This window comes from Dehalococcoidales bacterium (assembly GCA_041656115.1).
Taxonomy (GTDB): Bacteria; Chloroflexota; Dehalococcoidia; order Dehalococcoidales; family UBA5627; genus UBA5627.
Map to the genome: position 1 here is coordinate 49,952 of JBBAED010000004.1, position 17,666 is coordinate 67,617.

The 17,666-nt window shown below is 41.6% G+C and carries 19 protein-coding genes; 11 read left to right on the forward strand and 8 right to left on the reverse strand.

Annotated features, from left to right (window positions below; genetic code table 11):
* Positions 1 to 238: 238 nt before the first annotated feature.
* Genes WC958_03560 through WC958_03570 form a run of 3 tightly spaced genes read left to right on the forward strand, consistent with a single transcriptional unit; the run spans position 239 to position 2,708 of the window.
* On the forward strand, positions 239 to 964 hold the full coding sequence (locus WC958_03560; protein MFA5629313.1) for an ABC transporter ATP-binding protein: 726 nt from the start codon (positions 239 to 241) through the stop codon (positions 962 to 964).
* Entirely contained in the window at positions 957 to 1,763 is an 807-nt protein-coding gene (locus tag WC958_03565; GenBank protein ID MFA5629314.1) for an ABC transporter permease, read from the forward strand. The genes WC958_03560 and WC958_03565 overlap by 8 nt, the downstream gene beginning before the upstream one ends.
* A 30-nt stretch (positions 1,764 to 1,793) precedes the next feature.
* Positions 1,794 to 2,708 carry a diacylglycerol kinase family protein gene (locus WC958_03570; GenBank protein MFA5629315.1) on the forward strand — a complete coding sequence of 305 codons (915 nt, stop codon included), beginning with the start codon at positions 1,794 to 1,796 and terminating at the stop codon, positions 2,706 to 2,708.
* Positions 2,709 to 2,711: 3 nt separating this feature from the next.
* Here WC958_03570 and WC958_03575 read toward each other — a convergent pair whose 3' ends face one another.
* Positions 2,712 to 3,224 (reverse strand): deoxyuridine 5'-triphosphate nucleotidohydrolase, encoded by a 513-nt coding sequence (locus WC958_03575; protein ID MFA5629316.1) that lies wholly within the window; start codon positions 3,222 to 3,224, stop codon positions 2,712 to 2,714.
* A 364-nt stretch (positions 3,225 to 3,588) separates the two neighbouring features.
* Here WC958_03575 and WC958_03580 point away from each other — a divergent pair, with 364 nt between their 5' ends.
* Positions 3,589 to 3,843: a hypothetical protein gene (locus WC958_03580; protein MFA5629317.1), complete on the forward strand. Its 255-nt coding sequence runs from the start codon at positions 3,589 to 3,591 to the stop codon at positions 3,841 to 3,843.
* Here WC958_03580 and WC958_03585 read toward each other — a convergent pair.
* A complete protein-coding gene (locus WC958_03585) occupies positions 3,840 to 4,220 on the reverse strand; it encodes a metallopeptidase family protein (GenBank protein MFA5629318.1) in 381 nt (126 codons plus the stop codon). The genes WC958_03580 and WC958_03585 overlap by 4 nt on opposite strands.
* 128 nt (positions 4,221 to 4,348) lie before the next feature.
* Between WC958_03585 and WC958_03590 the strand changes: the two genes are divergently transcribed.
* Complete coding sequence (locus tag WC958_03590; protein ID MFA5629319.1) at positions 4,349 to 5,347, forward strand: hypothetical protein; 999 nt, start codon at positions 4,349 to 4,351, stop codon at positions 5,345 to 5,347.
* 23 nt (positions 5,348 to 5,370) lie between these two features.
* A complete protein-coding gene (locus WC958_03595; GenBank protein ID MFA5629320.1) occupies positions 5,371 to 5,865 on the forward strand; it encodes a hydrolase in 495 nt (164 codons plus the stop codon).
* Between the two features lie 44 nt (positions 5,866 to 5,909).
* On the opposite strand, the gene WC958_03600 is transcribed toward WC958_03595, so the two are convergent.
* Complete coding sequence (locus tag WC958_03600; protein MFA5629321.1) at positions 5,910 to 6,242, reverse strand: nitrous oxide-stimulated promoter family protein; 333 nt, start codon at positions 6,240 to 6,242, stop codon at positions 5,910 to 5,912.
* A 212-nt stretch (positions 6,243 to 6,454) separates the two neighbouring features.
* Between WC958_03600 and WC958_03605 the strand changes: the two genes are divergently transcribed.
* A complete protein-coding gene (locus tag WC958_03605; protein ID MFA5629322.1) occupies positions 6,455 to 6,586 on the forward strand; it encodes a DUF3096 domain-containing protein in 132 nt (43 codons plus the stop codon).
* A 488-nt stretch (positions 6,587 to 7,074) separates the two neighbouring features.
* The gene (locus WC958_03610) at positions 7,075 to 11,013 is read left to right on the forward strand and encodes a fibronectin type III domain-containing protein (GenBank protein ID MFA5629323.1); all 3,939 of its coding nucleotides are present in this window, start codon (positions 7,075 to 7,077) and stop codon (positions 11,011 to 11,013) included.
* Positions 11,014 to 11,739: 726 nt separating this feature from the next.
* Here WC958_03610 and WC958_03615 read toward each other — a convergent pair.
* The 5 genes from WC958_03615 to WC958_03635 form a co-directional block, all read right to left on the reverse strand.
* Complete coding sequence (locus WC958_03615) at positions 11,740 to 12,693, reverse strand: hypothetical protein (protein MFA5629324.1); 954 nt, start codon at positions 12,691 to 12,693, stop codon at positions 11,740 to 11,742.
* Between the two features lie 57 nt (positions 12,694 to 12,750).
* The gene (locus WC958_03620; GenBank protein ID MFA5629325.1) at positions 12,751 to 13,827 is read right to left on the reverse strand and encodes an FxLYD domain-containing protein; all 1,077 of its coding nucleotides are present in this window, start codon (positions 13,825 to 13,827) and stop codon (positions 12,751 to 12,753) included.
* Positions 13,828 to 13,923: 96 nt separating this feature from the next.
* On the reverse strand, positions 13,924 to 14,253 hold the full coding sequence (locus tag WC958_03625; protein MFA5629326.1) for a cupin domain-containing protein: 330 nt from the start codon (positions 14,251 to 14,253) through the stop codon (positions 13,924 to 13,926).
* A gap of 139 nt (positions 14,254 to 14,392) precedes the next feature.
* Entirely contained in the window at positions 14,393 to 14,902 is a 510-nt protein-coding gene (locus WC958_03630) for a peptidylprolyl isomerase (GenBank protein MFA5629327.1), read from the reverse strand.
* Positions 14,903 to 14,938: 36 nt separating this feature from the next.
* Positions 14,939 to 15,127 carry a 4Fe-4S binding protein gene (locus tag WC958_03635; GenBank protein MFA5629328.1) on the reverse strand — a complete coding sequence of 63 codons (189 nt, stop codon included), beginning with the start codon at positions 15,125 to 15,127 and terminating at the stop codon, positions 14,939 to 14,941.
* 214 nt (positions 15,128 to 15,341) lie between these two features.
* On the opposite strand from WC958_03635, the gene WC958_03640 reads away from it, so the two are divergent.
* The 3 genes from WC958_03640 to WC958_03650 all read left to right on the forward strand — a co-directional run bounded on the left by WC958_03640 (position 15,342) and on the right by WC958_03650 (position 17,411).
* Positions 15,342 to 15,488, forward strand: coding sequence for a hypothetical protein (locus tag WC958_03640; GenBank protein MFA5629329.1), 147 nt, complete (start codon positions 15,342 to 15,344; stop codon positions 15,486 to 15,488).
* Positions 15,489 to 15,584: 96 nt separating this feature from the next.
* The gene (locus tag WC958_03645) at positions 15,585 to 16,076 is read left to right on the forward strand and encodes a hypothetical protein (GenBank protein ID MFA5629330.1); all 492 of its coding nucleotides are present in this window, start codon (positions 15,585 to 15,587) and stop codon (positions 16,074 to 16,076) included.
* Positions 16,077 to 16,307: 231 nt separating this feature from the next.
* Positions 16,308 to 17,411, forward strand: a complete 1,104-nt coding sequence (locus WC958_03650; GenBank protein ID MFA5629331.1) for a hypothetical protein — start codon at positions 16,308 to 16,310, stop codon at positions 17,409 to 17,411.
* Positions 17,412 to 17,666: the final 255 nt, after the last annotated feature.

Consider the following 17,666-nt stretch of genomic DNA (forward strand, 5'->3'; position numbering starts at 1 on the left):
ACGACGTGGCAATCTCCAAGGAATTTAATCTATATGAGATTCTTCGCTTCGCTCTGAAAGACAGTGGAGTTTATTTATTAGAGATTGCTTCGCTTACGCTCGCAAAGACAAAGAGAATTGCTTTAAATATATTCTAAAAGCTTAAAAATACATCGTTAAGTTATTCATTATTCAATTTCTTTGTGATACAATCAGGTGGTCGGCATTCCGCATTGGGAAATAAAATAGGGATTATTTGATGAACTCGTCTATCGTTATTGAGAATCTTACCAAGTATTACGATGACTTTCTGGCATTGGATAATCTGTCGCTTACAATAGAGGGTAACGAAAATATCGGATTTTTAGGGCCCAACGGAGCCGGTAAAAGCACCACTTTAAAGATTTTATGCGGTCTTCTGCGCCCAACCTCCGGTAAAGCCTACATAAACGGTTTTAATATCGCTTCCGAGAAAGAAAAGGTCCTCTCCCAAATCGGTACAATTATTGAAACCACCGAATTTTACGGTTATTTAACCCCTGCGGAAACATTAAGCTACCTCGGTAAACTGCGCGGTATGAGTAGCGATGATTTACGTCGGCGTATCCCCCAAGTTATTGAAATGGTAAATCTGGAAAAGTGGCTTAATATTAAAATCGAAAAGTTTTCACGCGGTATGAAGCAGCGCTTGGCTTTAGCGCAAACCTTACTGCACGACCCGCCGATTCTTATCTTTGATGAACCGGCTTTAGGTTTAGACCCCAGGGCGGTGATTGAATTTAGGCGAATAATTATCGAAGCCGGAAAAGATAAAACTGTCTTTTTTGCCTCTCACCAATTAAGCGAAGTCGCTCAAATATGCAAACACGTCGCGATTATAGACCGCGGCAAACTGCTCGGTTACGACGCTATCGAAAACTTGGAGCGCGATTACGGCTCTTTAGAGAATGCCTATCTCGAGTTAACGGGGGTTCCGAGTGAGTGAGTTAAAGAAATTACAAACCGTTATCAATTACGAATTTCTGAAACATATTCGTCGGAAGCGATTATATGTGATTTTGCTTTTGGTGCTTATCAGCGAAGCCGCAACGCTAATCGGTTTTCAAACAATGATGGGCGGCTTCCCCGATAATGCCGCTTTGCTGGCGGTAATGCTTTCCGTCGGGCCGTCAATGGCGGCTTTCGGAGCAATTTTCTTTTCGGGGGATGCCATTGCCGGAGAATTTGAAAGCAAAACCGGCTTTTTGTTGTTTACCAATCCCGTAAAGCGCACTACATTGGTGCTCGGTAAATACATCGCCGGTTGTATGGCAGTGGCAATCTTGGTAATTTTCGCATACGCCGTGCTTTGTATTTCCCTTTTTGCCGTTTATCAAACTATTCCTCCGGAAACGGCGCAATCTTTCGGTTTATGTCTTTTGTACAGCATTTCGATTTTGGCGGTCACTTTCCTGTTTAGCTCTCTAACCAAAAGTTCAATGAGCGCCATTGTGATTACGCTGGTTCTAATTATGGTAATTTCAGGGACAATCGAAAGCATTTTGATGCTGGCAGGCAAACCGTATTGGTTTTTGATATCCGCCGCCGGCGATGGAATTGCCCTTGTTTACGAAGGTAACACTGAGCTGATACTATCAGGTTTAATTCCGATGGAAGAGGCCGGTAATTTCCCGTTTGAAATACAGGTTCCGAATATCGGACATAGTGTTCTTGCAATGGTTATTTATTTGGTGGGAGGCCTTATTCCCAGCCTGATTATAACCAATCGCAGAGAGCTTAGCTAAAATAAAAATAATTTGAGAGGCCGATTAAAAATGACTCCATTAAAAACTAAGGTTATCGTTAATCCTGTGGCCGGAGCCAAAACCACATATCGCAAGTGGCCCCTTATCAATGAATTGCTGCAAAGCGGCGGAATCCCTTTCGAATATCAATACACTGAAGGAATCGGGCACGCCATTGAACTTGCTCGTGAAGCAACCGCAAACGGTTACAGCTTTGTGGTGGCGGTCGGCGGAGACGGAACCATCAATGAGGTTGCCAACGGCATCTTGCAATCCGGCGACTCATCAAACGCAACGATCGGTATTATCAGTACCGGAACGGGCGGTGATTTTATACGTACCGCCGGTATTACACGGGATTATATTCAGGCTTGCAATTCTATTTGCGCCTCAAACAAACGGATGATCGATGTTGGAGTGGTTGAGTACCACAAAGACGGAAAACCGCATAAGCGCTATTTTGTAAACTCCGCGGGGGTTGGTTTTGATGCCCATGCAATAGAAGCTGCCAGCCGCCTGCCGAAAATATTCGGCGGAACAGTTCCTTACGTACTCGGTTTACTTAAATCCGTTGTCAGTTATAAAAATAAGTCGGTCAACCTTTGCTTGGAAGAGGAATGCCAGGACAGAAGGGTGTTAACGGTTGTAATGGCTAACGGCTGCTATTTTGGCGGCGGAATGTGTATTGCCCCTACCGCCGATATTTACGACGGCTTTTTTGATGTAGTCAGCGTCGGCGATGTAAATAAACTGGATCTTTTAAAGACGTTCCCGAAGATATACAAAGGAACGCATACCACCCATCCTAAAGTAAAAGTTGAACGGGCTTCCGAAGTTAAAATCAACTCCGCCGAGAAAGTTGTAATTGAAGCGGACGGGGAATTCCTTGGAGAATGTCCGGCCACATTCCGAATAATTCCGGCAGCCTTGAGTTTAGCGCTCTAGCGGCTAAATATTTTCCCCCTGATAAATGCCGCTGTAAGCATCGGTTTCTGAGGCCAGCCTGAAAAAGACCATCTGTATTATGCGCGCATTTTGCTGCAAAGAGAACCCCGCCGGATTATGTACCGCAAGCAAAGATTCCGAGCGCCCCGAATATCCTGCGTCCCAAACAGCGGTATTAACGGTAACCCCGCAGCGTAAAAGGCTTGAGCGCGGCGTAGCAAGTGCCATTACGTTTTTCGGTAAATGCACTATTTCGTTATAAGTAACGCTGTAAACCCCTTGGGGCAGGTGTATAAAGCCGCTTGCATCAAACGCCAGCGGAGATTGACCCGACAGAACCCTGTCTTTGTTGTTAATCGCAATTTTACCGGCGGATTGCAATGCGGATATACTGCGAAGCGTAAAGTCGACCCCGTTCGGTTGGAGCTGTTCATCCGTGTTGATAAAGCTCTCTATCAGGGGCGGGTTTGCATTTAACAGCTTTTGGATATCGTATTTAGATAGGACATTGGACATATTGTGGTGCCTTTCGGTGTTAAAATCAATTTTTTATAAAACCCAATCGGACAGTCTTTGTAAAAAATGAGAAAGACAGAACTCACAGAGGCCTTAGAAATTAAAATATCAGCATCCGGCCAGGATTGCAATAACAGATATAACTATCCCGATAAAAATCACCAGGCCGATGAGCCTGATCATCCCGCGTGTGCTCATACTTTCCTCCAAGTACGAAAGCCAGTATAGCATCTCAAAACAAATAATGGCAATAATTTTTTTGGGGGGTTACAAAAACAATCCAAAATTGATAAAATACTACTTGTTAAAAGTAGGCGTAAGTTATATCCTTTAACTTGGTGAATAATTTTTGGATGGTGTCAACATGAATGAGATTGATTACGTTTCGGTTAATGAAGATGTCGAATGCCCGGTTTGCGGGGAAACATTAAGTAACTTTGAAACAAAAAGCGGTCCGGGCGCACAGGTAACTCTGGATTTTCGAGAGGTGGACAACTTCTCCTGTCGTTGCGCAAAATGCAAAAGCATTATCGAGTTTTCTCTGAAAACTGCGGTAGAAGAAGGAAAAAGAAACGAGCTAACAATTAACGATTACCAGAAAAAGAGCGTGATTTACTAGCTGAAATCATCTTCCCCCTCTATCAGCCTTAGAGTTTCCTCGCTACTGCCAAAGTGGTGAGCTATTTCGTGTCGTACTGTTTTTTCAATCTGCCTTTCAATCTCATCATCCGTTGCCGATATTGATTCGATTGCCTTTTGGAAAATGGTGATTTTATCCGGAATTACCATTCCGTAGTAACTGCCGCGGCATGTCTGCGGCACCCCTTCGTAAAGACCCAGCAGTAATATCTCATCTTCGGCATCTTCGTTTTTAAGTTGCTCAGCCGTCGGGTAATCTTCCACCACCACGTCGACGTTATCCATCAACTCCAAAAATTCTTTCGGCAGTCTTTCAATCGCCTTAATAACCAGCTGTTCAAACCGTTCTCTGTCCATATCGTTTTTATATTTTACGTGTTCCGATTTATATTTGCCAATAATTATCTGTGAAAACTATCTAATTCTGTATTTTGGAAGCCTGATTTGTGATATCATTCATTTAAGAAAGAAATGAGGGGATTAAAATGGAACTGTCTCCCGAAGAAAGACGGCGTATTTACGAAGAAGAAAAAGCACGCATTGAGGCGGAAGGACGGGACACTGAATCAGGTGATACATTAAGCTCAAACATCCCGCAAAATGTTGCTTGCATGCTCTGTTATGCGCTTTTTTGGATTAGCGGCATTATTTTCTTGGTTTTAGAAAAAAAGGATAAAGAGGTTAATTTCCATGCCATCCAGTCCATTGTTTTATTCGGCGGGCTCACCGTACTAAGCCTCTTTTTTAATTGGATTCCTTATGTTGGCAGTATTCTTAATGCCATAATCGGAATTTCGATGTTTATTTTGTGGATAGTGCTGATGGTTAAGACATATCAAGGAGAGCGCTTTAAGGTTCCGGTTGCCGGTGACATTGCCGAAGCAATTCATAAATCGGTTTGGAAAACACCTGATTCCGGCGAAACAGAAAATAAAGAAGGGCAAGATTTTGCCGAGAATATTTCACAAAAGGTTGATGACCTCGGTAAGAAAGCCGACAATTACTTCCACCGTACACGCGGCGACAGAATCATAGGCTACAGTTTTGCGATATTCTGGGCGGTTGTTTTTATTGTTTTCTTTGCAGGGTTTTCCGAGTATATCGCTTGGTATTTTGTAGGAGATGACGGTAAGTTAATAATGGAGCCGTTTTTAACCCCCGACTTTCAATTGTGGCTACCGGTTTTAATTACGGCGCTCTCCGTTACCATTGTTGCTAACATAATCTTAATCGTTTACGATCGATATTGGTTTCGTGAAGCGGTACAAATAGTGCTTGAGTTAATCGGGATCGCGGTGGTTATCTATTTGGTGGTAATATTCCCGTTTGATTTCAGTATTATTCCCGATGCGATTGCCGCCGGTATAATACCGGTTGTTGCCAAGTCAACGCTTATCGTTGTTGCTATTGCCTTAGGAGTAAGTGCGCTGGTGCGTTTTATAAAGATGATTTTTAATATCGATAAGGCTGAATATTTGAACTGATTTATAAACGGCGGTCGGTAAAATTGTTTGCGGATAATAAGTCAGAAACAGAATGTTGCCCTAAATTTGACCCCATACCTTGGGATGGCCAAGAAATTATCTGGTGCGACAAATTGTTTATCAAAGATACCGTTCCGCAGCTTTTTCATATTCCGCTGCCGGGTATTTTACCTAAAAAGATATCTGCGATGTGGAATAAAATTGAAGCCGCCGGCGCCAAACCGGAAAACAAAGACTTTTTGATGCTAATGTCGGAAAGCTCGCAGTGGAAAGGCGAAGTTTATATTAGTGTTACCAAAGAAATTTCCGAGGCCGAGAATATAAAGCTATCGGGGACTTATTTAACAAGGGTTTTTGACGGTGCGTATAATAATATCCCGAAATGGATTAAAGAAATGGAATCATACGTTTCCCAAAAAGGTAAGAGCGTTAAAAATTACTACTTTTATCATACTACTTGCCCTAAATGCGCACAAAAACATGGGCACAATTATACGGTGGTGTTTGCCGAGGTCTAAGTAATGAGACCCACTTTTGATTTCCGGACATATTACTTATTATTTTAATCTTGCTTTTTTAGCGGGGCTTTACGTCTGTTATCAATGACATGATAAACAGCTTGAATAGGGTGGGTGTAAGTCATACGCGGACCCGAATAGCGCATCACAACCCTTACCCGCTCTCTCATTTGCGGTTTGTAGCAATGTACAGGACATTTGGCACAGGTTGTTTTGCCCTCACCGAAAGGGCAAAGGTCAAGCCTTTTTAATGCGTATTCTTGCAGTTCAGCACACTCCGGGCATAGTTCTGCCGTATGATGATTCCCTTTGCAATACATTCCAATCATCGTAACAATTGTTTTTCTTTCCCGTTTAATTCGTTTGTTTTCAGCCATTGTATTTTTATTTTACCTTTGATGGATTTTCGGCAAATTGTCTGTTTGTTTATTATAAACCAATTAAAATCAATCCCAAAATGATTGACAACAGCTTTTCCTGATAGGATAATGTTTATGATAGATTGCAATATTACAATAACACTCGGTCGTTTACGGACGCTGTTTATAAAATAATGGTTTGTTACTAAATACGGAGGAGGGTTATTCCTATGGGACTGGTTATTGCAATATTGACATTGGTTGCCGGCATTGTCGTTTTGGTTTGGCCTAAAATCCTAAACTATATTGTTGCCGCTTTTCTGATTATAACCGGCATTTTGGGCATTATCGCCACACTCTGATTACATAGCTTTCTTTGTTAGCAGAATTTATATTGTCTTTTTCGCCTTTAACATGGCGAACGGGGTCTTTAACCGTCTTTGTGAGGAATGAGCCTTTAGGCGAGTGACGTGGCAATCTCCTACAGATTTATTAGAGATTGCTTCGCTGCGCTCGCAAAGACAAGGAGGATTGCTTTGCTACTCTCGCGAATACAAAGGTGGTTGCCTCACCTTCCCTGCGGGAATGGTTCTGCAAAGACAAAGAGCACGAATATTACTCCCCTGTAACGACCTCAAATCATTAATATTAAATCCCGTACGCACAAAAAACATTCATATGCAAAATTTTGCCTTTTTTGGGCTTTAATAATATAATCGTCGGGTTTGCACTTTTTTGTCGGCTGAATTTATAATCCGCAGCTAAAATTTTTTTCAAAATACAAATTTGGGAGGGGTAAAACAATCAAAAAAACGGGTGCATCAATAATTTTTTCTTGGAGTGTATTTGAGTGAGAAACAACATAACAAAAATGCTTGGTATTATTGTAACGATTGCTATGTTTGCCGGGTTTGTTATAACCGGATCCCCGGTTGTTGCTGTTGGTAACCCTCCTTCCGTAAATGGTTGGCAGAGTGTTGCGATGCCTGACCTTGCTCCCGGTACCGACGTTGAATTGATAGAGCAAGCCAATGACGGTACCATATTCATTAGCACTGTAAAGCATCTGTTTAAAATTGATCCTGCTATCGATTTAGGGGGATATAGTGACGGAATCCCTACGGGGAATATTGAATTTAATTGGTTTGAAGAATCGCTCGACTCAAATGATAAATCTTACACCTTTGTTACAATAACTGATCTTGAAGAGCATCTGACTGATCTTACCGGAGTTTTTATATTTAAGTTAACTGCGGATATTAAAGGTTCCGGCACGTCTGCCCCAAGTACCGAAAGTTTTTCGATAACCGGTAATCTCATTGCCGATAAAGATACGAAAACAGTAACTTTTGAGGCAGGAGGTTATTTTTATTCCTCTGACCCTGTTTTTCAAGCAGCGGTTGAAAATAAAAATCTAAAAATAGCAATTAACGGTTTTACGGTCCAAGAAAACGGCGATATTTCCGTTACCGATATCAGAATTACGGGAAGCGATGGATTTAACTATGACAGAGCCTTTGATATCAATGCTGTTTCCGGGGTTGCCGTTGTTAAAACGATAGATGAAAACACCGCATTTGAAAAGCGCTATTCAATGTATAAATCAACTGATGGATACAATTGGGAACCCACCAATATCACAAATAAAACCGAACGTATTACTGCCATTAAACCCTCCGCTAATTATGCCAACGATAAAATAGTATATGTTGCGGTTGATAACGGAGATAATCCCTCCAATAAAAGTAATTATTCAGGTCCTACCGGTATTATTAATAAACCCGAACAAATTGCCTCTGCCAGCGCGTTAGCTAATTACTCTAACAGCAAAACTTCCGATATCGCTTTTTATACCGGCGGCACATCTCCGGTTGAAGACGGGTATGCTGTCGTATATCGCTGTATCGAGGGCGCCGATAGTTATTCGCCTTACAGCGCAATGGGGCTTCTTTCAACCTATGTGACCGGAGAAGTAAAATCCGAACATGTTATATCCAGCCATGTTTATACCCTTGACAGTTATTATGACGGAACCTATGTTTGGCTGCTGGCTGCTACCAATCTGGATGTTTTTAAAATAAAAGATGACGGCAATACTGCTGCTTGGACGGATATGCAGCTTTCCGAAACCCTTGGCAGTAATTATTCCGATGAATTCTACGGAGTTAATGTATTTGCGGCAAAGTTTGCTCCCGATTATGTTCAATCAGGCGTTATCTGGGCAATCTACCATGATAATTACGGGTCCTGGCGGCTTCACAATAGGCTTGGCAACGGTTTTCAGGGCGGTACTCGAGGTTACGGTATTATTGCTCACAATTCGAAAGAGACTCTTTGGGCAACTAATATCACTCCGATGATTATCAAGGACAGTAGAAATTCACCTTTGAGAGCCACCGCTTTCTGTGATTTTGAATTCGCCTCTAATTACGATAGCGATAACAACCCTGAACTCTATGCTGCATTGAACTTTAGCAGGGTTTCCAATCATAACAGCACTTCAGAACAGAACGGAGTCTGGAGGATTAAGGGCGGACTCAACGACGGTACCGTTATCGGTAGTATTACTCACGTTACCGAAGACCAAAGGATGGGAGTCGGTAGCATTGAAGTCGACGGAGACACAATTATCGCCGGCAGCTATGATGATTCCATTGACATATCTCAGGTACAGATAAGTTTTGATAACGGGGACAATTGGCAGGGGGCGATAAGAAACCCGCTTGGAGAGGGCAATTACCCCTGTAAGGTACTAATCGGTAAATACGGTCAGACCAAGGGATTGGTCTTTGCTGCTACCGGCGGCTTACAAAGCGGCATTTCCGTTTCAGATGATAACGGATTACACTGGACACAAACCGCTTTTTTTGATGATACATTTATCCTTGAAATAAGAGATGTTTCTTTTAATCCTACAAATTCCTCGGCAATCATGATTACGTATAATGAGGATTATATTACTAACGGCAGTGTTTGGATAACCGATAACATTAACTCGGAATCGGTTAGCTGGCAGAGGATTTACTGTAAAGACTTCAATACCGATATGATTTTTACCAAGACCGGCTTCGCCGCTGACGATTCGGCGGTTGTGTTTTTTGATGAATCCACCTTGAAAATATGGCGTTCGGAAGACAATTGCAAAACATTCGATGAAATAGTGGATTTACGTGAATGGAACGTTGCTGTCAGTTCGTGGATAATTCCCGATAAAGATACCTTTTATGTCGCAACTTGGGGAGGGTTTTGGAGTACAGACCTTAAAGACACTTTGGCAGCGGAAGGTATAGGGTTTACTTCAATTGAAATGAGAGGAAATGTGTTTATTGCCGGTGATACCCAAGGTAATGCCTACGTCTCAACTGATAAAGGGTTTACATGGGAAAATCTCGTTCAATGCGATACTCCTGATTACAATGTTGTCGTCGCCTTTGATGCATATAACGATAATATATTTTACTACGTAACCGAGAGTGGCAAAGTAGGCAAGGTAACTTTTGACGGCAATGAACTGCTATCTAACGTTGCGCTTAACGACAGTAACGGAGATGGTGTCTCCTTATTGTATCCGAATGCCATTGCTGTTTCTGCCGATAATACGCTTTACGTAGCCGGTATCAACGGCATGGCTCGCTTAATATTGGATCAAGATGATAATAAATGGGAAGGTGAGATTACCAAGCTTTTCGAAATAGAAGGTTTGCAATATACTGCTAGTCCTAATGCCGTATGGACCGTTAAAGACTATGACAAGCTTTACGTTTTTGAAGATTTCTTAAGCAGCGCTCCTCAGGATGTCAGTGCCATTGAAATTGAATCGAGTGATAACGAAACGCAAACCAAGAGCATTGAGCTTTCGTGGAAGCACATAAAAGAAGACGGCGACACCGTATATCGTATTGAATGGAAAAAAGCCTCTGCCGCAACGTGGAATTCAATTACTAAAACTGTTGAAGCCGGTACGGCATTTGGGAGTAATGTAAGTATCGAAATTGACGGGCTATCAACCCTTACGGAGTATATGTTTAGGGTGCGCGTTGCCGACGGGAGCCCTGTTCAAAGCCGCTGGTCCGAAAATGCCAGCTTAACCACTTCCGTTTATGTTGCGGTTCCGGTGCCTATCAGCCCGTCTCATAACGCGGTGGTTGATAATCTGCATCCGATATTTACATGGTCGGTAGGAGTTAATGCCGCCAATTACGAATTCCAATTAAGCAAACAAGCTTCTTTTAGCGAGATTATTGATTCGGTCTTAATTTCTGAAAATATTTATGTTTATCAGGATGATAATATTAAGTACAATTCCGAATATTATTGGAGGGTACGGGCAATTTCTTCCGATGGTACGACCAGTAAATGGTCCGTATGTGGGCCGGACGATGCACCGGCTGCCTTTAGGACCGGGGGTGCCCTTACTCAGGTAACGGTTTTTCAGACGGTAACCGTTACGGCTACGGTTTATATTGAAAACCAAACCTATAAGACATCGACAATAACTGTAACGCCGACTATTCCAAGTTTTCTTGTAACGGCTTCACCGTCTACGGTAGTATCGACCTACACCGAAACAGTTACCGAGCCTGTTTTTACAGAACGTCCGGTTTATACCGTACCGACAACGGATATTTTAGTTGTGACTCCTAATTTCCAAGAGAGTACGGTAACCCACATTACCAACATATTCACAACTAAAAATAGTACGACGCATTACTTTTGGCCTCTGATTATAATTGGACTTGTGACTATTACGGCGATTCTGCTGGTAATCAGATTGCGTACAGAAGATTAGGCGCATTATTTAAAAGAAGATTTTATGAGGCCTCCATTGATTGGGGGTCTCATGTTATAAACCCGTTACCAAACGCTGCACTATGCGCCAACTCCCAGATTCTTCGACAGGCTCAGAATGACATTACCGTCTTTGCGAGGAGTGAGTCGTCAGGCGAGTGACGTGGCAATCTCATACAGATTTATTAGAGATTGCTTCGCTGCGCTCGCAAAGACAAGGGTTTAGCCGTTCGTGGGACCCTTCGACAGGCTCAGGGCGAACGGGTCTTTTTTGTTATCCTGTTTTTCCCCCCTTGTCGTCCTGAACGTAGTGAAGGATCTAGGAGGATAGAAAATACAGGCTATGAGGTCGCCTCGGCAACAAATACGGGGCATCGTCCATACGCGATTTACTAACCTAACACTGCGCTATTCGCTAACCCCTAGATTCTTCGGCAAGTTCAGGGTGCTCGGAATTTGAATTGTCTTTGCGAGGAATAAGCCGTCAGGCGAGTGACGTGGCAATCTCTAAGGAATTTAATCTGTACGAGATTCTTCGCTTCGCTCGCAAAGACAGAGGAGGATTGCTTTGCCTTCCCTTCGGGAATGGTCTCGCAAAGACAAATATATATATCATCCCAAAAGATAATCACAAAAAATAACCCGAGACACATTGCCCGGGCTATTTTAAAATACCATTTCAATCTAAAGCCGCTAATTCAATATTGTCAAAATCGACTTTTCCAAACTATTCAGAGATGTCGCCAACCGATATCGCATAAGAATTAACATCTTCTCCGGCGGGAACAACAAACTTAAAGCGGAATTGCATACTGGCCCCCGGCTCAATGTCTCTGATATAAATTACCCTTGTCGCAATTTTTTCGTCTTTTACATCCCTAAAAAGGGTGGATACCGCGGCGTCCGTTTTAACATCGCTTACGTTCTTAACCACGCCGGAAACCTCTACCGCATCACCGACCGGATTCATATCGTGGCTTTTAAGCTGCACTTTCTCGAATTCCGTGGTTATTGCTTTGCGTACGGACACCTTATATGTTCTAAACGCTTCCGCTTCTTGTTTTGCGGGGGTTATATTGGCAGCGCAAATACTTTGCGGCTTAAACTCAAACTCTCGATGGCAAACAGTATCCAAAACATTCCCTTCACCATCACAAAAAACAACTTCTAAAACGGCAGTGGCCAATGTTTTTTCACCGCTATTTTTAAATTCCAATACTAACGCACGCTTACTGCCGGAGCAAGTATCGGCTTCAACAATAACGTGCTTTAAAATTTCAACAGTGTCGCTGCCGATAACTTCAGGATCCGGGGTTAACACCGTTTTAACAACACTCGCCGTATAGCTTTGAATATCGGCCTCTGCCTTCGAATATTCAAACTCAACACTGCGCATACTGCCCTTATTAAAATCCGCTAAGCTTTCTTCAACGGTATCCGCAACACTACCGGAGGCATCATAAAAGGTAATCTTAAAAACAGCCTTCCCGATATCCTTATCGGCATTGTTTTTTAGATTCAAGACCACCCCGCGGCCTTTTGCCCCTTCTCCCTCTTTAATTAGCAGACTGTGGCTTATAACTTCAAGTTGTTCGTTCCCAACCGCCGTAGGCTCGGGCGGAGTACAGGGTTGAACGCCTTCATCAATTGTTTCTTCTTTCAAAATTTCCTTTTCAGACAATCCGATTGCCTCCCTTTAATAATAATCAAGTCGAGACTAATCCAAGTTGATATCAGACTAAACCGCAATAATTTCCTCGGCTTGTGTCAGTTCACCGATATCGATATCGCGCTTTCTCACCCTTAAGCCTTCAGGGGCTTGGAACTTAATAACAAATTTTTGTACGTCTCCGGGCTTGATATCTTTTAATTCTAACGTCCGCACACCGATTGTTTCATCGTTAGCATCCAAATAATTAACTACCATTACGGCATCGGCATTTTCATTACTGACATTTTTGACAAAGCCGCTTAATTCCTCACTGCCATCCGGAAGTATATTCACTTCATTACGGCGCAGCTGCACCTTTTCCAGCTCAGAGGTAATCGTTTTTGTTAGTTTTATATCATAGCTTCTAACAGTATCTGTCAGATATAAGTCAAGCGGAATAACAAGCACGCGACTGACATCAACCATAATATCAAGTACAGTATGTTTTAGCGCCGTTACGAATTTACCTTCCGCATCAAAAAGATCCACTTCAAATATCGCTGTGGCAATATTAAACCCCGAAATATTGTGGATTGCTATTTCAATATCTTTTTTAATTTCGTTTGTTTCTTCAATTGTGCTCTCATGAAAATTATGGCGCATAACAGCAATTTTTTCGTTCCCGGTAACCTCGGGTGCAGGGGTTATTACCGTTTCTTTGACGTGAACATCGTAACTGATAACGTCAATATTTTCGGCTTTGGCAGTCAGAGCGCGCACGGTATAGGTATTACCGGCTTCAAAATCATTGATACTTCGTTCAATTTCATCAATTACGTTTCCTTTGGCATCAAAAAACACGATATCAAGCGCCAGTTTGCCGATAACATCTTCGGAGATATTTTTAACGGCGAAATTAACGCCCTTACCAAAACCGGGTTTATTTTCCTTTTTAAGAATCAATGAGTGGGAAACAAACTCTACTTTTTCATTACCGGTAACAGTAGGATCGGGAGCCTTGCGCGCCATTTCAGCCAGTTTTTCCGGTGTGGGCACACCCTCGCCGGAAAATTCATTAAGATCAGCGAGAATCGCATCCAAGTCTTCTTCGTCTTGCCGGGGTGAAACAGGATTAACTTCCTGCGGATTTTCTTTTTCGGACAACTCAACCCTCCCCATAAATATTTTGTAAATTGAATTCGGTATTAAACCGATTTATTTATTATTCTAAATAGCATTGTACTTTATCAAGATTAGCATCTAATCCGAACGAATCATCACCAGCATCATTTTAAAGCGTTCCGTTGCCTTTAGCGAATGCGGCTGGTTTGCCGGCATAATTATAAACTCACCGCGCCGAACTGTTAGCGGCTCTCCTGAAATAGTAACTTCGGTTTCTCCGTCCGCCACATATACAAACGCATCATAGGGAGCCGTATGTTCGCTTAAACCTTGCCCTTTATCGAAGGCAAACAGTGTAATGGTTCCTGTTTTCTTGTTAAGAACGGTTTTTGATACCACCGAACCTTCCTGGTAGTCAATTAAGTTTTCAAGATCCAATGCTTTTCCGATTAACGTACTCTCACTCATACAACACTCCTTAAAATTAACTCTTTGGCTATCGATTTACCAACCGATATTATAACATTTTAAAGAGGCATTTATAAATTGAGGCAGGGTTTTCGGCTCATTTCGAGTTTATAAACAGGGTCGTCCGAGAGCCGTAAAATTAATTAATCTTTAGTAAATCAATTTTGAAGGTTAAATCTTTGCCTGCCAGAGGATGATTCGCATCAATAGTAACATCTTCATTTGAGGCGGCAATAACCTGCACCTGCGAAATATATCCACCGCCGGTCGACATTGTGAGATAATCGCCAACCTTTACATTCTCGCCGCCTTGTATTTGGCTTCTTTTGATTGTGATTATAAGGTCTTCTTGATATTCCCCGTAAGCATTCGCTGCGGCAATAGTAATTGTTTTCGTTTCTTTTTCTTTCATCCCGATAATTGCCGCCTCGAAATCGGAAATCATTGAACCTTTGCCAAGCACAAACTCAAGCGGCTGACCTCCGACCGATGTTTCGTATACGATACCGTCGGGAAGCGATAAAGTATAATCCACCTTCACCGTATCTCCGTTTTGGGCGATAACGGAACTGCAAGAAGATAGAACTGCCAAACCAAAAAGGGATACGAGAACCAAAACAGAGGCGATAACCGGACGAACTTTTTTCAATTTTTTACTCCCGCTTAAGATTGCATTACGGAAAATTTAATTTATTTTAATGGCGCCGGTAGGGCATTTTCTTTCACAGCCGCGTAACTTGTCGCACTTTTCTTGTTCGGTTACGGAACAAGTACCGGTTTCTTTATCCATATACAATATCTGCTGAGGGCATATTTTAATGCATACGCCGCAGCCGGAACAGAGTTCTTTATTGATTGATACGATTTCTTTCATAAACGGTACGATTATAACGCAGGCAGAATATCTATCAATTATAACTGTTGTTAAGAGGGCTGTCTAACACAAGGTTATTTTATCCCTAAAGCGCAATTTGGAATGAAGTCGGGAAACGAGAAAGGGTATTGTAAAATTAAAATTCGGTGCTATGATTGGATATAAGAAATTTAAGATTTATTATCGAAGCTTACAGGATAAGGAGACCATCAAAATGCCTAAACCGTGTGAAAACTGCCCAATCAAACGCTACTCCGATAAAAAACCGAACTCGTTTATTGCTAAAATTTGGAAATGGCACACAAGCTGGTGCCCGGGGTGGAAATCCTATCAAGCTGAACTAAACAAGAAAGCGGATTAAGCGCCGAATCAGAAAAGATTAATAGGTTTTTACCTCTTAATGTGGGAATGTTTTTTTGTGTATAATTTCACTGTAATTCGTTTAGGAGGATAGCTAATGACAACTGAGATTGGGGAGTATATGGTAGGAGCCTGTTTGAAGCTCCTAGATGAGTTTCAATGTGATTTTGTTGAATATAATATCCGACGTCCAGGTGGTAAGTTAGCTGGTTTGAAAGAAATTGATGTTATCGGACTGAAGCTTAAAGATAAAGAGGCATATCTTTGTGAAGTAACAACTCACTTGGGCGGGTTATTGTATGTTAATAATACTAACTCGATAAAAAGAATTAATGACAAATTTAATAATCTCCGTGATTATGCGGAAAAATATCTGTCAGAGTATAAACCACGATTTATGTTATGGTCGCCAAAAGTAAGCGCAAGTGTTGCCAATGAATTAGAAAAGATTGATGGTTTAGAACTGGTTATCAACGGTAGATATACTTCATATATTAGGTTGTTAGAGGATGAAGCAAGGAAGGGTACACACGATACGGGGAATCCTGTCTTCCGGGTATTACAGATATTGGGACATTTAGTAAAATAGAATATCAGCCATAATCGATAACAAAAAAAGTAGCAGCGACTGGAATTGAACCGGTAACTAAGAGTTTATAAGTTGCGGTCTCATATTTAACTTCCCTTGCTTAACAAATAGTTTTTTAGAGAGCCTGTTATATATTTCAAAAATAAAAGATACACAAAATGGCTTTAACGGGGTTATTTTTGCAGTATAGTGCGTTTGGGAGTGGTATAATTAACATTGAGAGGTGGGAATATGGCAACACTAAGATTGAAATTTAGCGTCACCTTAAAAGAAAGCAAATTACATTTCTCACATCACGGTCCCTTATTTCATAGATGGCTCCCTAATGGAGAAAATGATGCTATAGTAAAGCGGAATCAAGAAAAAGGGGTGGAAATAAAGTTTTGGTTCGAACGATGCGGCTTTGAGAACCATGGCTTCATCGAATTCGATGAAAACCGACGAGAAGTTGATCTCGATATAATGGCCAAACAAGGGGTTCTTGATGCAGGCCCTCTTAAGGGAATGCTCGTAATACAAGATGTGAAGCAAGAAGAAATAGATGCTTTGCAACTGAACAGAAGTGGCAGCCCTCATTACGAATCGCTTGGAAAGAGAATTGTGGCAATACTTTACCCAGAAATCTCACGCATTATAAACATTCTTCGCACAAATTTTGGACAATATTGGATTCGCCCCTTAGAGAGATGGAATTCGCACGAACACTTATTAGGCAGCTATTGCGGCTTAACACTTGGTCTTAAGTGGAACGTTGATGGAAGTGATAATTGGGCAGACTTTATTCCAAACAACCCTGAGGGTATTTTTAGAGTAATACTTGGGTTAGAAAAAGATTTCAAAGAATATATTACACAAGATGATTGGGCCACTCTTAGTGGGATAATTGCAAACGAATATAGTCCTTCAACTGCTGCACTCTTGCTTGCGCAAACACATCAATATTTAGACCAAGGCAACATAAAATATGCATTTATTGAAGGGATCACTGCTCTTGAAATAGCAATTGAAGAATTTATTCGAGGAAATATCATGGGAAACAAAAAACTTGAAAAGGGCATTGCAGGCTTTTGGAATCTTCCTCTTAATACAAAAATGATTACTATATCAACAACACTGGGCAATGTTGATTCTGATGATATTAATAACACCATTGAAGCAATCGAGACAAGAAATAAAATTGTCCATGATAACTATAACCCCCTTGATAGCCTAAGACCCCAAGTTTTGAGTTTGCTAAAAATAACTTCAGCATTGATTTCGGGTCCAGAATTGAGGTTTCCAACAATAAACCCTGGTAATGCCTTAAAGCCAAAAGAGACTTGGGAAGATTCCTAGCGCCTCATTTATATATGTAATTACGATTTTGAATATATTCGGCGCTATTTCTAACATTGTAGACTGAGCAATTCGCCTAGCCCCGTCTAATAACCAAGACGGAGAATTAAAACCCTGCTCCTGTTATCCTCGGCCTTATGAGAGGGTAGAAATTAGTCAATCGCCTGTTTTGTAATAGTTTTAGACATCGAGGCCATTCTTCTTCTCATTTAGTTGCGAGAGATGATAGCCTCGAACTACTCGAAGGTCAATAGC

Excerpts from the sequence above, each read along its gene's own strand:
- WC958_03560 (MFA5629313.1), top strand. The coding sequence starts at position 239 with ATGAACTCGTCTATCGTTATTGAGAATCTTACCAAGTATTACGATGAC.
- WC958_03570 (MFA5629315.1), top strand. The coding sequence starts at position 1,794 with ATGACTCCATTAAAAACTAAGGTTATCGTTAATCCTGTGGCCGGAGCC.
- WC958_03575 (MFA5629316.1), bottom strand. The coding sequence starts at position 3,224 with ATGTCCAATGTCCTATCTAAATACGATATCCAAAAGCTGTTAAATGCA.
- WC958_03580 (MFA5629317.1), top strand. The coding sequence starts at position 3,589 with ATGAATGAGATTGATTACGTTTCGGTTAATGAAGATGTCGAATGCCCG.
- WC958_03585 (MFA5629318.1), bottom strand. The coding sequence starts at position 4,220 with ATGGACAGAGAACGGTTTGAACAGCTGGTTATTAAGGCGATTGAAAGA.
- WC958_03590 (MFA5629319.1), top strand. The coding sequence starts at position 4,349 with ATGGAACTGTCTCCCGAAGAAAGACGGCGTATTTACGAAGAAGAAAAA.
- WC958_03600 (MFA5629321.1), bottom strand. The coding sequence starts at position 6,242 with ATGGCTGAAAACAAACGAATTAAACGGGAAAGAAAAACAATTGTTACG.
- WC958_03605 (MFA5629322.1), top strand. The coding sequence starts at position 6,455 with ATGGGACTGGTTATTGCAATATTGACATTGGTTGCCGGCATTGTCGTT.
- WC958_03625 (MFA5629326.1), bottom strand. The coding sequence starts at position 14,253 with ATGAGTGAGAGTACGTTAATCGGAAAAGCATTGGATCTTGAAAACTTA.
- WC958_03635 (MFA5629328.1), bottom strand. The coding sequence starts at position 15,127 with ATGAAAGAAATCGTATCAATCAATAAAGAACTCTGTTCCGGCTGCGGC.
- WC958_03640 (MFA5629329.1), top strand. The coding sequence starts at position 15,342 with ATGCCTAAACCGTGTGAAAACTGCCCAATCAAACGCTACTCCGATAAA.
- WC958_03645 (MFA5629330.1), top strand. The coding sequence starts at position 15,585 with ATGACAACTGAGATTGGGGAGTATATGGTAGGAGCCTGTTTGAAGCTC.
- WC958_03650 (MFA5629331.1), top strand. The coding sequence starts at position 16,308 with ATGGCAACACTAAGATTGAAATTTAGCGTCACCTTAAAAGAAAGCAAA.